Origin of the sequence: Actinoplanes sp. NPDC023714 (assembly GCF_040639855.1) — a bacterium.
Taxonomy (GTDB): domain Bacteria; phylum Actinomycetota; class Actinomycetes; order Mycobacteriales; family Micromonosporaceae; genus Actinoplanes.
Window position 1 is genome coordinate 230,478 of sequence record NZ_JBFAAR010000012.1, and the last position, 14,357, is coordinate 244,834.

The following is a 14,357-nucleotide window of genomic DNA, read 5'->3' on the forward strand; positions in this document are numbered from 1 at the left end:
GCTGCTGTCAGCCGTGCTCCGGTGCTTCCGTTCCCTCCGCGTTCACCCAGCGGGCCATCAGTTCGATCAGTTCGTCCAGGTCGACCGGCTTGGTGATGTAGTCGCTCGCCCCGGCCGCGATGGCCGATTCCCGGTCGCCCGGCATCGCCTTCGCCGTCAGGAAGACTACCGGTAGGTCCCGGAAACGCTGATTGCGCCGGATTCCCCTGGTCGTCTCGTACCCGTCCTGGTCCGGCATCATCGCGTCCATCAGCACGATGTCGACCTCGGGGTGCTCGGCCAGGATGCGGACCCCGTCCACGCCGTTGTCCGAGTAGAGGACGTTCAGGCCGTGCATCTCCAGGGCGCTGGTCAGGGCGAAGACATTCCGTACGTCGTCGTCGATGATCAGGACGGTGGCGCCGTCGAGCTGGCGGCCGGCCGGGGTCACGGCCGGCTTCTTCTCCTCCTCGCGCGTGGTGAGCTGCGGCATCTCCATGAGCGGCATGTCGAGCGAGGCCGCCGGCCGGACCGAGACCGCCTTGGCCGGGACCGGCGGCAGCACCGGCATCGGGATCGCGTCCGGCGCCAGCGCCTCGGGCATGTAGAGGGTGAACGTCGAGCCGCCGTTCGGCACCGAGGCCACCGTGATCGTGCCGCCGAGCAGGGCCGCGAACTCCCGGCTGATCGACAGGCCGAGGCCGGTGCCGCCGTACTTGCGGGTCGTGGTGCCGTCGGCCTGCTGGAACGGCTCGAAGATGATCGCGAGCTTCTCGTCCGAGATGCCGATGCCGGTGTCGGTCACCGCGAAGCCGACCACCTGGCGCGCCGAGAGCGGCAACGGCAGGTCGAGGTCGACGTCCGGGGAGGCCGGGAAGATGCTCAGCGTCACCGAGCCGCTGTCGGTGAACTTCACCGCGTTGGAGAGCAGGTTGCGCAGGATCTGCTGGAGGCGCTGCGGGTCGGTGACGATCGAGTCGGGCAGCTCGGGCGCCACGTCGACCCGGAACTCCAGGCCCTTGTCCTCGGCCTGCGGCGCGAACGCCTGCTCGACGTAGCTGCGGATGCCGTCGAAGTCGACCACGTCCGGCTCGACGTCCATCCGGCCCGCCTCGATCTTCGACAGGTCGAGGATGTCGTCGATCAGCGAGAGCAGGTCGGAGCCGGCGCTGTGGATGGTCCGGGCGAACTCGATCTGCTTGCCGCTCAGGTTCTGCTCGGTGTTGTCGGCGAGCAGCCGGGCCAGCAGCAGCAGCGAGTTGAGCGGGGTTCGCAGCTCGTGGCTCATGTTCGCCAGGAACTCGGACTTGTAGGTGTTGGCGCGGGACAGCTGCTGCGCCTTCTCCTCGAGGCCGAGCCGGGCCAGCTCGATCTCCCGGTTCTTCAGCTCGATGTTGGCCTTCTGGTCGCTGAGCAGCTTCGCCTTGTCCTCCAGCTCGGCGTTGGTGCGCTGGAGCTCGGCCGACTGGTCCTGCATCTCCCGGGCCAGGCGCTGCGACTGGGAGAGCAGTTCCTCGGTACGCCGGTTGGCCTGGATCGTGTTGAGCGCGATCCCGATGTTGGCGACGAGCCGCTCCAGGAACGTGAGGTGCAGGCCGGAGAACGCCGCCACCGACGCGAACTCGATGACGCCGAGCATCTCGCCCTCGAAGAGGACCGGCAGCACCACGAGGTCATTCGGCGGCATGGCGAGCAGGCCGGAGCGCATGGTCAGTATTCCGTCGTGGGTGGCGCGGACCCGGATGGTCCGGCGGGACACCGCGGCCTGGCCGACCAGCCCCTCCCCCGGCCCGAACATCACGTCGTGGTCGCGGGCGACGTAGCCGTACGCGGCGTTGAGCCGCAGGCGCATCACCGCTTCCTCGTTGTCCACCAGGAAGAACGCGCCGAGCTGCGCGTCCACGAGCGGCGTCACCTCGGTCATGATCATGCGGCAGACCTCGCCGACGTCGCGCTGGCCCTGGAGCAGGCCGCCGATGCGGGCCAGGTTCGAGTCGAGCCAGCCCTGCTCCGCGTTCGCCTTGGTGGTGTCGCGGAGCGTCACGATCATCTGGTTGATGTTGTCCTTGAGCTCCGCGACCTCGCCCTGGGCCTCGACCGCGATGCTCTGGGTCAGGTCACCGCGGGTCACGGCGGTGGACACCTCGGCGATGGCGCGCAGCTGCGTGGTCAGCGTGGACGCGAGCTGGTTCACGTTGTCGGTGAGGTCTCGCCACGTACCCGAAACGCCCTTGACCTGGGCCTGACCACCGAGTTTGCCTTCCGAGCCCACCTCGCGCGCGACACGCGTGACCTCGTCGGCGAACGAGGAGAGCTGGTCGACCATGGTGTTCACGGTGTTCTTCAGCTCCAGGATCTCGCCCCGGGCGTCGACGGTGATCTTCTGGCCGAGATCGCCGCGCGCCACCGCCGTGGTGACCGAGGCGATGTTGCGGACCTGGCCGGTCAGGTTGGACGCCATGTAGTTGACGTTGTCGGTGAGGTCGCGCCAGGTGCCGGCCACCCCGCGCACCTGCGCCTGGCCGCCGAGCTTGCCCTCCGAACCCACCTCGCGGGCCACCCGCGTCACCTCGTCGGCGAACGAGGACAGCTGGTCCACCATGGTGTTCACGGTGTTCTTCAGCTCCAGGATCTCGCCCTGCGCGTCGACCGTGATCTTCTGCGACAGGTCGCCCTTCGCCACCGCGGTCGAGACCTGGGCGATGTTGCGGACCTGGCTGGTCAGGTTGGACGCCATCGAGTTCACGTTGTCGGTGAGGTCGCGCCAGGTGCCGGCCACGCCCCGCACCTGCGCCTGGCCGCCGAGCTTGCCCTCGGTGCCCACCTCGCGGGCCACGCGCGTCACCTCGTCGGCGAACGAGGACAGCTGGTCCACCATCGTGTTGACTGTCGATTTGAGCTCGAGGATCTCGCCCCGTGCGTCGACCGTGATCTTCTGGGAGAGGTCACCCTTGGCGACCGCGGTGGTGACCGAGGCGATGTTACGGACCTGGCTGGTGAGGTTCGACGCCATGTAGTTCACGTTGTCGGTGAGGTCGCGCCACGTACCCGAAACGCCTTTGACCTGGGCTTGTCCGCCCAATTTGCCCTCGGAGCCCACCTCGCGCGCGACACGCGTGACCTCGTCGGCGAACGACGAGAGCTGATCGACCATGGTGTTCACGGTGTTCTTCAGCTCGAGGATCTCGCCCCGGGCGTCGACCGTGATCTTCTGCGACAGGTCACCCTTCGCGACCGCCGTCGAGACCTGGGAGATGTTCCGCACCTGGGCCGTCAGGTTCGCGGCGAGCTGGTTCACGTTCTCGGTGAGGTCGCGCCAGGTGCCGGAGACGCCGCGGACCTGCGCCTGACCGCCCAGCCGGCCCTCGGTGCCCACCTCGCGGGCCACCCGGGTGACCTCGTCGGCGAACGACGACAGCTGGTCCACCATCGTGTTGACGGTGTCCTTGAGCTCGAGGATCTCGCCCTGCGCGGCCACCGTGATCTTCTGCGACAGGTCGCCCTTCGCCACCGCCGTGGAGACCTGGGCGATGTTGCGGACCTGGCTGGTCAGGTTGGAGGCCATCGAGTTCACCGAGTCGGTGAGGTCCTTCCAGGTGCCGGCCACGTTCGGCACCTCGGCCTGGCCGCCCAGCTTGCCCTCGGTGCCCACCTCGCGGGCCACCCGGGTCACCTGCTCGGCGAAGAGCCGCAGCGTGTCGGTGAGGCCGTTCATCGTGTCGGAGAGCTCGGCCACCTCGCCGCGCGCCGACACGGTGATCTTCTGGGACAGGTCGCCCCGGGCCATCGCGGTGGCGACCTGTGAGATCGACCGCACCTGGTGGGTCAGGTTCGACGCCATGGTGTTCACCGAGTCGGTGAGGTCCTTCCAGGTGCCGGCGACGCCGCGGACGTCCGCCTGGCCGCCCAGCTCGCCCTCGGTGCCCACCTCGCGGGCCACCCGCGTCACCTCGTCGGCGAACGAGGAGAGCTGGTCGACCATGGTGTTCACGGTGCGGCCGATCCGGAGGAACTCGCCGCGCAGCGGGCGGCCGTCCATCTCCAGGGCCATGTGCTGGGAGAGGTCGCCCTCGGCCACCGCCACGATGACCCGGGAGATCTCCGTGGTCGGCCGGGCCAGGTCGTCGATGAGCGAGTTCACCGAGCGGACGCTGTCCGCCCAGGCGCCGTCCTGGCCCTCCTCGTCGAGGCGCTCGGTCAGCCGGCCGTCCCGGCCGACGATCCGGCTTATCCGGCGCAGGTCGAGGTTCTGCCGCTCCTGCAGCGAGACGACCTCGTTGAAGGCCTCCGCCACGGCGCCCGCCATGCCGTCCCGTCTGGGCAGCCGGACCTTGAGGTCGCCGCGGCGCACACGGCGCAACGCCTCGGCGAGCTCCTCTAGCAGAACGGTCTCGTCGGGCACGCCGACGCTGGCTTCGTTCGCCGCAGTCATGCTGTCCTCACTCATTGCCGGGGTTCCCTATCCTCTCTCGCCCGACCGGGTCAATGCGAGAGACGACTTTGTGCATACACCCACCGACAGGAGAGGATGCATGGGTGCCAGCCGAGGTCGGAACCATTCCTACAGGTGCGTCTCCTGATGCGCTGGTGCGCAGAACCCGGCTGCCCAATGATCGTCGTACCCCGGCGGCGGCTCGCGCACTCGTTCGTTCGGTACTCGAGGAAACCGGGCTGGTCGGCCTGCTGAACGAGGCGCTGCTGCTCACCACCGAGCTCTCCACCAACGCGGTGGTGCACGCCAACACCGAACTGGAGATCGAGGTGGCCGCCGACGCCGGCGGCCTCACCGTCACCGTCACCGACTTCGCGCCCGGCCCGGTCGAGCAGCTCGCGGTCGGCCCCAAGAACGAGAGCCCGGACATCGGCGAGGTGGCCGAGCGCGGCCGCGGCCTGCTGCTCGTCGACCACTTCGCGAGCCGGTGGGGCACCGTCCACGAGGGCGACGGCAAGGGCGTCTGGTTCCGCCTCGACCAGCGGACCGGCAGCGGCGCCCCGCCGGTCCGGCTGCCGCAGCACGGCGAGACGCCCAGCCTCGGCGCGCTCACCGGCCTGCTGCGCAGCGGCAACGACAGGAACACCGACGAGGGCCTGGCCGACCTCGCCACCGACCTGCTCTCCCGGCTGGCCCGGCTGACCGGGGCGGCCGGCGGCGTGGTCCGGCTCGACCGCGGCGACGGCACGGGCCGCCAGCTGCTGGCGCGGTACGGCCGGGCGCCCCGGGACAACGCCGACACCATCCGGGTGCCGCTCGACGTGCACCGGCCGTACTCCGGCGAGCTGGAGCTGGACGCCTCCCCGGTCGGCTACGCGCAGTCGCTCGCCACCATGGTCGCCGAGCGCTTCTCGCTGCACCTCGAGAACGACCGGCTGCGCCGCGCCGACGTCCGCCGGCAGACCTGGATCACATTCCTCGCCGAGGCCAGCGAGCTGCTCGCGCAGTCCCTCGACGTGAACCTCACGATGGCGCTGATCCCGCAGCTCGTGGTGCCCCGGCTCGGCCAGTGGTGTGCCGTGCACACCACCGACGCGTGGGGCCGGCTCCAGCTCGCCGCCGCCACCCACGCCGAGGAGTCCCAGCTCGCCGCGCTGCACACGTCGCTCGCCGAGGACGGCCCGGAGTCGATCCTGGCCCGGCTGGAGGAGGCGTCCCGGCTCGGCACCCAGGTCATGTTCGGGACGCCCTCGGAGGGCTACGCGGTGCCGCTGGTGGCCCGGGGCGCCCGGCTCGGCACGCTCGCGGTGGGCCGGCACCCGAAGCACCGGCACGACGCCGACGAGGTGGCCGTGCTGGAGGACGTGGCCCGGCGTGCGGCGCTCGCGATCGACAACGCGCGCATCCACGACGAGCGGCGGACGGTGGCGCGCACCCTCCAGGCCTCGCTCCTGCCGCCGGCCCTGCCGCACGTCGAGGGCATCGGCTTCGCCGCCGAATACGTGCCGACCGGCTCCGAGGTGGGCGGCGACTTCTACGACGTGGTCCCGTTCGGCGACGACCAATATCTGGTGGTGGTCGGCGACGTCTCCGGCAAGGGCGTGCAGGCCGCGACCGTGACCGGCCTGGTCCGCGACGTGATCCGGATCCTGGTCGACGACGGCAAGGCGATGAGCGAGATCCTCTGGCGGGTCAACCGCACGCTCGTCCAGCGCGGCGGCGGCCGGTACTGCACCCTCGCGATGGCCTCGGTGACCCGCAAGGGCGCCTCGCTCGGCGTCTGCCTGCACCTGGCCGGGCACGACCGCGCCGTGCTGGTCCGCGCCGACGGCAAGACCACGTTCGTCGGCGAGGGCGGCACGGCCCTCGGCCTGCTGGAGAGCATCACCTCGCCGGACATCATGATCACGCTGGACCCGGGCGACTCGCTGATCTTCTACACCGACGGCGTCACCGAGCGCCGGCGGGGCCGCGAGCTGTTCGGATCCAACCGGCTGCGGGAGGCCGCGACGCCGCTGGCCGGCTATCCGGCCGACGTGATGGCGGCCCGGCTGCGCTCCACGACGATCAACTTCTCGGTCGAGGAGCCACGCGACGACATCGCGATCCTGGTGTTGCGCAACGACGCCTGATTCGCTGTCACCATGAAGACGCAGTACTACACCGCGACCACCTTCGACGGCTTCATCGCCGACGAGCACAATTCGCTGGACTGGCTCTTCGAGGTCGACGAGGGCGGGCAGAACCCGTTCGCCGAGTTCTTCGCCGGGGTCGGCGCGTTCGCGATGGGCTCCACGACCTACGAGTGGATCCTCGCTCACGAGAAGGCGCTGGACGATCCGGAGAAGTGGCTTTCGCCCTACGGCGACACCCCGGCCTGGGTGTTCACCTCCCGCGACCTGCCCGCCATTCCGGGGGCAAACCTTCATTTCGTACGGGGTGACGTGGCGCCCGTCCACGCCGACATGGTGGCGGCCGCCCAGGGCAAGAACATCTGGCTGGTCGGGGGCGGCGAGCTCGTCGGGCAGTTCGCCGACGCCGGCCTGCTCGACGAGGTGATCCTCGGGGTCGCCCCGGTGACCCTCGGCGGCGGCGCGCCGGTGCTGCCCCGGCGGATCACGTCGTCCCGTTTCACGCTGACCGGGGCGCGGCCGATCGGGCAGTTCGCCTACCTCACCTACGACGTCTCCCCGCCGATCTGATCGGGGCGTGGGGCCGGGCGCGGCAACGCCCGGCCCCGCGCTTGTTGTGGGCTTTCCCGTAGTTGATCGATCTGCCCTATTTGTCGCCGCGATCGTGGCATCGTGTTGGTCATGGCGAAGACGCAGTACTACACCGCCACCAGCATCGACGGTTACACCGCCGACCAGAGCAACTCGCTGGACTGGCTCTTCGAGGTTGACGAGGGCACCGCCAACCCGTTCGGCGAGTTCTTCGCCGGCGTCGGCGCGTTCGCCATGGGCGCGACCACCTACGAATGGGTGCTGAAGAACGACAACCTGCTCGAGGAGCCGGAGAACTGGCACGACATGTACGGCGACGTACCGTGCTGGGTCTTCACACACCGCGATCTGCCGCCGGTCCCGGACGCCAACGTCTTCATGATCAGTGGAGACGTACGCCGCGTCCACGAGGCCATGGTGGTGGCCGCCCAGGGCAAGAACGTCTGGCTGGCCGGAGGCGGCAACCTGGTGAGCCAGTTCGTCGACCACGGCCTCCTCGACGAGATCATCCTCGGCATAGCCCCGGCCATCCTCGGCGACGGCGCACCCTTGCTGCGCCGCAAACTCCTGGTGGACGACCTGATCCTCACCGGGGTACGGGAGGTGGGCCAATTCGCCTACCTCACCTACGCGGTAGGCGACGTCGCTCGCCTGGGCCGCCACCTCGCAGCCGAGACGGTCACCAGAATTCCCTCGTTCGGCTGACGCCCGGAGGTGGCAGGGGCAGCCCTCGGCCGCAGCCCACGGTCGCCCCGGGCACCGCCGCACGCCGCAGCCGGCCGGCTGCACGCGAGGGTTCATCCAGCGCCCGATTTGTCGCCCTGTCGTCCAGCCAACCGAAACCGGCTGCACACCATGGCTCACCCAGCGCCCGATTTGTCGCCCTGCCGTACAGCCAACCGAAACCGGCTGCACACCATGGCTCACCCAGCACCCGATTTGTCGCCCTGCCGTACAGCCCGGCCCTCCAGAACACGAAGCCCCGCCGCACCCCAGCACGGCGAGACCTCGCCGCAGCGCGGCACGGCGAGGCCCTGAGCCGTCAGAACAGGTCTTGGCGACTAGCCATCGGCAGCTCGACGGCCAGTTCCGGCGGCGCCGAGACGATCGCCAACCGGCCCCGCCGAGCGAGCAGCACCTGCTCCAGCGCCACGGCGATCTCCCGGACCCGTGCCACCCCCAGCGAACCGGGCAGCACGGCGTGCACCGTCCCGACCCCGGCCGACCCGCGGATGGCGACGGCCGAGCCGACGGCGTCGCGCAGCGAGTACGCCACGGCCTGCAGGTGGCGTGGCTGGGCGGCGATCCGCAGCGCCACGTCGGTGGAGGCCTGGAACGGATAGCGGCCCCACCAGGACGGCGCCGACGACGCCACGACGGCGCCGCCGCCCCACAGCCCGGCTATCTTGTCGGCCGCCCCGGCGACCTCGGACTCGGAGCCCTCGAGGAGCACTGCAACCACCCCGCCTCCGCCGCCGGGCAGGTCGACCTCGATGGCGCTGGGCTGCAGATCGAGGGTGTGCGCCACCAGTTCGTCGATCTCGGCGGGGGTGGTGACGGTCCGCCCGACGAACCGGCGGGCCGCCGGCAGCGGCTCGAGGCGCAGGACGGCCGAGGTGAGCACGCCGTCGATCTCGGCGATGCCGGGCCGCCCGTCCTCGCCGTCCGAGGAGAGAGCAGCACCGGCAGCCGTCACGTAGTCGACGCTCACGGTCTGCGACGCCGGGCTGCCGAACCGGTGCCGCAGCGGCCCGGACTCGTTGACGGCGAGCATCCCGCCGACCGTGGCGGCCCGGGACGGTGGATCGACGGCGAGCCGCCGGCCGCGCAGTGCGAGGGCGGCCTGGACGGCGGCGACCGGGGTGCCCGCCGCGACCACGGCGGTGTCGCCGGTCTGGTCCCACATGCCGTTGAGCCGGGCGGTGTCGACGATCAGATCGAGACCGGAGGGGGGAAGGCCCCAGTCGATCTTGGTGCCGGCACCGCGCGCGCGAAAGGAAGATGAGAGCCGCAGCACCGCGGCCACCGCGTCAGCCGTCGCCGGCTGCGCGACGAACGCGGCCTGACGACCCGCGATCTGGTCGACGGAGCGGGCCGGCCGCGCGAAACCGGGACCGCAGATGTCGACGAGCGCATCGAGAAGGGAATCACTCACGCCGTTGCCTCCCCCTTACGGAGATCAGACCCCCTGAAGATCGTCCACTCTGGCATATCGTACACATGTTCGAATGACCTAGGTCCGGGTGTGTACGAAATTCAGCCGGTAACGTGTTTCCGGTGACGAACGAAGCGCCTCCCACCGCCCATAAGTCGCCCACCGAGCGCACGTTCCACGGCGACACGGTCACCGACGAGTTCGCCTGGCTCATGGACAAAGAGGACCCGGCGACCCTCGCGTACCTGAAGGCGGAGAACGCCTGGACCGAACGGGCGACGGCGCACCTCGACGACCTGCGTCAGCGGATCTTCCAGGAGATCCGCAGCCGCACCCAGGAGACCGACCTGTCGGTGCCGAGCCGCAAGGGCGACTTCTGGTACTACACCCGCACCGTCGAGGGGAAGCAGTACGGCATCCACTGCCGGGTCCCGGTGCGGCCGGGCGAGGTCGACCCGCCCATGTCCGGCGAGAAGCCCGGCGAGGAGATCCTGCTCGACGGCAACGAGCTGGCCGCCGGCAGGGAGTTCTTCGCGCTCGGCACGTTCGACGTCAGCCCCGACGGCAACCTGCTGGCCTATTCGACCGACTTCGCCGGCGACGAGCGCTTCACCCTCAAGATCAAAGACTTGCGTACGGGTGAGGTCCTCCCCGACGAGGTCACCGACGCCTTCTACGGCAGCGCCTGGTCGGCCGACGGCAGTGTGCTCTTCTACATCACCGTCGACGAGGCCTGGCGCCCGCACCGCGTGTGGCGGCACGCCGTGGGCAGCGGCAAGGACCAGGACACCCTGGTCTACGAGGAGGCCGACGAGCGGTTCTGGGTGGGTGTCGACCTCTCCCGCAGCGAGAAGTTCATCGTCATCGACGCCCAGAGCAAGATCACTTCGGAAGTACGGGTGATCCCCTCCGACCGTCCCACGGCCGAGCCGGCGCTGATCGCCGAGCGGGTCCAGGGCGTCGAATACAGCGTCGAGCACCACGGCCACCGGTTCCTGATCCTGCACAACCGGGACGCCGAGGACTTCGCTCTCTCCTGCACCTCGGTGGACAACCCGGGCGAGTGGGTCGAGCTGATCCCGCACCAGCCGGGCACCCGCCTCGAGTCGGTGGACGCCTTCGCCCGGCACGTCGTGGTCTCGCTGCGCCGGGACGGCCTCACCGGCCTGCGCGTGATGACGGACGGCAGCACCGACGCGTACGACATGACCTTCCCCGAGCCGATCTACAGCGTCGGGCTGGCCGGCAACCCGGAGTACGAGACCGGCTCGATCCGGATCAGCTACACCTCGCTGGTCACCCCGGAGTCGGTCTACGACGTCGACCTGGTGACCCGGGCCATGACGCTGCGCAAGCAGAAGCCGGTGCTCGGCGGCTACGACCCGGCCGACTACGAGCAGTTCCGCGAGTGGGCGACCGCGCCGGACGGCACCCGGGTCCCGATCTCGATCGTCGCCCGGAAGAACACGAAGCGGGACGGCGACAACCCGGCACTGCTCTACGGCTACGGCTCCTACGAGCACTCGATCGACCCGTACTTCTCGATCGCCCGGCTCAGCCTGCTCGACCGGGGCGTGGTCTTCGCGATCGCGCACGTCCGGGGCGGTGGCGAGCTCGGCCGCGGGTGGTACGAGAACGGCAAGATGCTGGCGAAGAAGAACACCTTCACCGACTTCGTGGCGTGTGCCGAGGCCCTGGTCCGGGCGCGCTGGACGTCGTCGTCGCGCCTGGTCGCGCGGGGTGGCTCGGCCGGTGGCCTGCTGATGGGCGCGGTTGCGAACCTCGCCCCGGAGGCGTTCGCCGGGATCGTCGCCGAGGTGCCGTTCGTCGACCCGCTCACCTCGATCCTCGACCCGAGCCTGCCGCTCACCGTGACCGAGTGGGAGGAGTGGGGCAACCCGCTCGAGTCCGCCGAGGTCTACGCGTACATGAAGTCGTACAGCCCCTATGAGAACGTCGCGAAGCTGGCCTACCCCAAGATCCTCGCGGTGACCAGCCTCAACGACACCCGGGTGCTCTACCACGAACCGACCAAGTGGGTCGCCCGCCTGCGCTCGGTGGCCCCGGACGGCGAATACCTGCTGAAGACCGAGATGGGCGCGGGCCACGGCGGTCCGAGTGGCCGCTACGACGCCTGGAAGGAGGAGGCCTTCGTGCTCTCCTGGATCCTGGACGTGGTCAAGGCCGTTTAAGAGCTTCCGGGGTACGGACGAAGTATCCGTACCCCGGCCACGCCCGGTCGTGCGCTCAGCCGGCGCGCAGCTCCTCGAGGTCGGTGCTGGATCGCAGCACCGCCGCCCCGACGCCGACCACCAGCAGCATCGCCACCAGCGCGCCCGCACCGAGCAGCGCCAGCCCGCCGAACGGGATCGGGACCGGCACCACCACCAGTGGCTCGACGAGCGTCTGCTTGGCGCAGGTGGCCCAGTCCGCGACCGGGTCGACGCACGTCTCGTAGGTCCCGCCGCCACCGCTGCGCACCTCGGTGCCGGTCATCCGGAACAGCGCCGTGCCGGCGCCGAGCGCCAGCAGCACGGCCGGGACCAGCGGTACGAAGGTGTGCCAGAGCAGCACGGCGCGCAGCGTCCGGCGCGGCACCCCGGTGGCGGTCAGCGCCGCGTACGCCCGCCGCCGCGCCACGATGCCCTCGACGAACGCGACGAGCACGCCGGCCGCCGCGACCACCATCGCCACCGCGACCGCGACCATCACGAGGCGGATCGCGCCGAAGTAGAACTCATTGTCCTGCCCGGAGCCGCCGCGGGCCGGGTCGACCATCCGGCTGTACCGCTCGGAGGCCTCGAAGTCGGCGGCGAGCTGCGCCCGGAACCCGAGCGTCCCGGCGCCGAAGACGAGCGCCCCGAGCAGCGCGCCGAGCGTCCGGCTGCCGTTCCACGGGTCGGCCATCAACCGTGCCCCGGCCAGCAGGGTGGCCGGCCCCCGCCCGAACCGCCGCAGCAGCCGTCCCGCGGTGTACGAGATCCACCCGACGCCGAGCACCACCCCGGTCATCACGAGCAGCGCGCCGACGCCCATCGAGACCAGCGGCGCCCACTCCGGGACGTTCCAGTCCGGCCCGTTCCCGTCGTCGGGGACCAGCTCCGGCCCGACGAACGCGGGCAGGCCGATCAGGATCAGCACGCCCGGCCACGGCCCGGGCCCCTTCTCCCGGACCCGCCGGACCACGCCGAGCGGGGTGATCACCACCCGGCGCATCAGCAGCACCCCGATCGCTCCGGCCAGCAGCGGCACCAGCAGCACCGCGACGGCCACCAGCACCGGGTCCGGCACCACGTCGACGGGCAACCACAGCCGCCCGTCGGCCGAGCGCGGGTCGAGCACCTGCCGCAGCACCGCGAAGATCCCGAGCCCGGCCACCGAGCCGAGCAGGCTCGCCACCGCAGTCTCCGCGCCGGCGATCAGGACGGCCTGCCCGGGCGTGGCGCCGCCGAGCCGGAGCGCGGCGAGCCGCCGGTCCCGGGCCGGGGCGCCGAGCCGGATGCACTGCCCGGCCAGGGCGAGCGCCGGCAGCGCGAGCATGACCAGGGCGAATATCACACCGGGCCGCAGGCCGGCCTCCATCAGCAGCGGGCTCGCATACTGCTCGCTCCCGGGGCTCCGGTCGGCCATCCCGGTCGGGTCGACGAGCAGGTCGCCACCCCGGACCGAGGCCACGCTCGCGGCCGCGAGCAGGAAGACCGCGGCGAGCGCGGCGCTGCCGGCGGTCAGCACGGTCCGCAGCCGGTCGGTCCGGTTGCCGGCGAGGCTCAGCCGGACCAGGGTGGAGAACCTCACGGCGCCACCCCGAGCCCGGTCGGGTCCACGGCGCCGTCCCGGAGCGAGATCTCCCGGTCCGCGTACGCCGCGATCGTCGCCTCGTGGGTGACCAGCACGACCGCCGTGCCCTGCTCGCGCGCCACCCGGACCATCGCGCCGAGCACCTGCTCGCCGTTGAGCTGGTCGAGCGCGCCGGTCGGCTCGTCGGCGAAGACCACCTTCGGCTCGGTGACCATGGCCCGGGCCACCGCGACGCGCTGCTGCTGCCCGCCGGAGACCGCGCCGGGACGCTTGTCGGCGAGGTCGGCCACCCCGAACCGGTCCAGCCAGCCGAGCGCCGCCTCCCGCGCCCCTTTCCGCCCCGAACCGGAAAGAAGCAGCGGGAGGGCGACGTTCTCGGCCGCCGTCAGCTCGGGCACCAGCTGCCCGAACTGGAACAGCACGCCGAAGTCGGAGCGCCGCAGCCGGGACCGCGCCGCCTCGGAGAAGAGCCCGATGTCCTGGTCGCGATAGCGGATCTCGCCGGCGTCGACGCTCAGCAGGCCGGCCAGGCAGTGCAGCAGAGTGGACTTGCCGCAGCCGCTCGGCCCGGTCACCGCGACGATCTCGCCGGCCTCGATGGCGAAGTCGACGCCGCGCAGCGCCTGCGTGTTCCCGTAGTTCTTGTGCACGCCGGTGGCGGTCAGCAGAGGTGCGCTCATGCCGTCACTTCCTTCTGTAGGTCGGCGACGCGGGCCAGCGTGGTCTGCAGCCAGCGCAGGTCGGCGTCGAGATGCCCGATGGCGTAGTCGGCGGCGATCACGTCGCCGACCGTCGTGCCGGGCGAGGACTTGGCCACGGTCAGCTCGCGCATCCGGGTCATGTGCGCGGCCCGCTGCGCCGTGAGGTACTGCCGGGCGCGGTCGGCGTCGGCGGCCAGCAGCGCGACGACGACCTTGCTGAAGAGGGCGCTGGTGACGTGCGGCGCGGGCGGCTCGACCTCGGTGAGCCAGGCGTCCAGCCGCTCCCGGCCGAGGGCGGTCAGCGAGTACGACGTCCGCTCCGGGCCGCCCTCCTGCTCCTGGCCGGACTGGGCGACGAAGCCGTCCCGCTCGAGCCGGCCGAGGGTCGAGTACACCTGCCCGTACGCCAGGGGCTTGGCCTGGGGCAGGCGCTCGTCGTGCGCCCTCTTGAGGTCGTAACCGTGCCGCGGGCCGCCGGCGAGCAACCCGAGCAGGACGTGTGCGGTGGACATGCCCGGTACTATTCACTCAGTGAATAGCAGCCGTCAACCCGGCCCGGAGGGATAGCA

The 14,357-nt window shown here is 70.9% G+C and carries 9 protein-coding genes; 4 read left to right on the forward strand and 5 right to left on the reverse strand.

Going from position 1 to position 14,357, the window contains the following annotated elements:
* Positions 1-7: 7 nt before the first annotated feature.
* Positions 8-4,411: a HAMP domain-containing protein gene (locus AB0G10_RS37875; RefSeq protein ID WP_360933365.1), complete on the reverse strand. Its 4,404-nt coding sequence runs from the start codon at positions 4,409-4,411 to the stop codon at positions 8-10.
* Positions 4,412-4,464: 53 nt separating this feature from the next.
* Between AB0G10_RS37875 and AB0G10_RS37880 the strand changes: the two genes are divergently transcribed.
* From AB0G10_RS37880 to AB0G10_RS37890, 3 genes are all read left to right on the forward strand, one after another.
* Complete coding sequence (locus AB0G10_RS37880; RefSeq protein ID WP_360933368.1) at positions 4,465-6,543, forward strand: SpoIIE family protein phosphatase; 2,079 nt, start codon at positions 4,465-4,467, stop codon at positions 6,541-6,543.
* A gap of 12 nt (positions 6,544-6,555) precedes the next feature.
* On the forward strand, positions 6,556-7,113 hold the full coding sequence (locus tag AB0G10_RS37885; RefSeq protein ID WP_360933371.1) for a dihydrofolate reductase family protein: 558 nt from the start codon (positions 6,556-6,558) through the stop codon (positions 7,111-7,113).
* 111 nt (positions 7,114-7,224) lie between these two features.
* Positions 7,225-7,839: a dihydrofolate reductase family protein gene (locus AB0G10_RS37890; RefSeq protein WP_360933374.1), complete on the forward strand. Its 615-nt coding sequence runs from the start codon at positions 7,225-7,227 to the stop codon at positions 7,837-7,839.
* Positions 7,840-8,176: 337 nt separating this feature from the next.
* Here AB0G10_RS37890 and AB0G10_RS37895 read toward each other — a convergent pair whose 3' ends face one another.
* Positions 8,177-9,289 carry an FAD-binding oxidoreductase gene (locus AB0G10_RS37895; protein WP_360933377.1) on the reverse strand — a complete coding sequence of 371 codons (1,113 nt, stop codon included), beginning with the start codon at positions 9,287-9,289 and terminating at the stop codon, positions 8,177-8,179.
* Positions 9,290-9,411: 122 nt separating this feature from the next.
* Here AB0G10_RS37895 and AB0G10_RS37900 point away from each other — a divergent pair, with 122 nt between their 5' ends.
* The gene (locus AB0G10_RS37900; protein WP_360933380.1) at positions 9,412-11,481 is read left to right on the forward strand and encodes a S9 family peptidase; all 2,070 of its coding nucleotides are present in this window, start codon (positions 9,412-9,414) and stop codon (positions 11,479-11,481) included.
* 55 nt (positions 11,482-11,536) lie between these two features.
* Here the strand turns inward: AB0G10_RS37900 and AB0G10_RS37905 are convergent, their stop codons facing one another.
* From AB0G10_RS37905 to AB0G10_RS37915, 3 genes are read right to left on the reverse strand one after another with little or no spacing between them, the layout of a single operon-like run.
* Complete coding sequence (locus tag AB0G10_RS37905; RefSeq protein ID WP_360933383.1) at positions 11,537-13,084, reverse strand: FtsX-like permease family protein; 1,548 nt, start codon at positions 13,082-13,084, stop codon at positions 11,537-11,539.
* A complete protein-coding gene (locus AB0G10_RS37910; protein ID WP_360933386.1) occupies positions 13,081-13,767 on the reverse strand; it encodes an ABC transporter ATP-binding protein in 687 nt (228 codons plus the stop codon). Before AB0G10_RS37910 ends, AB0G10_RS37905 begins: the two co-directional genes overlap by 4 nt.
* Complete coding sequence (locus AB0G10_RS37915; RefSeq protein WP_360933389.1) at positions 13,764-14,300, reverse strand: PadR family transcriptional regulator; 537 nt, start codon at positions 14,298-14,300, stop codon at positions 13,764-13,766. The genes AB0G10_RS37910 and AB0G10_RS37915 overlap by 4 nt, the downstream gene beginning before the upstream one ends.
* Positions 14,301-14,357 lie beyond the last annotated feature (57 nt).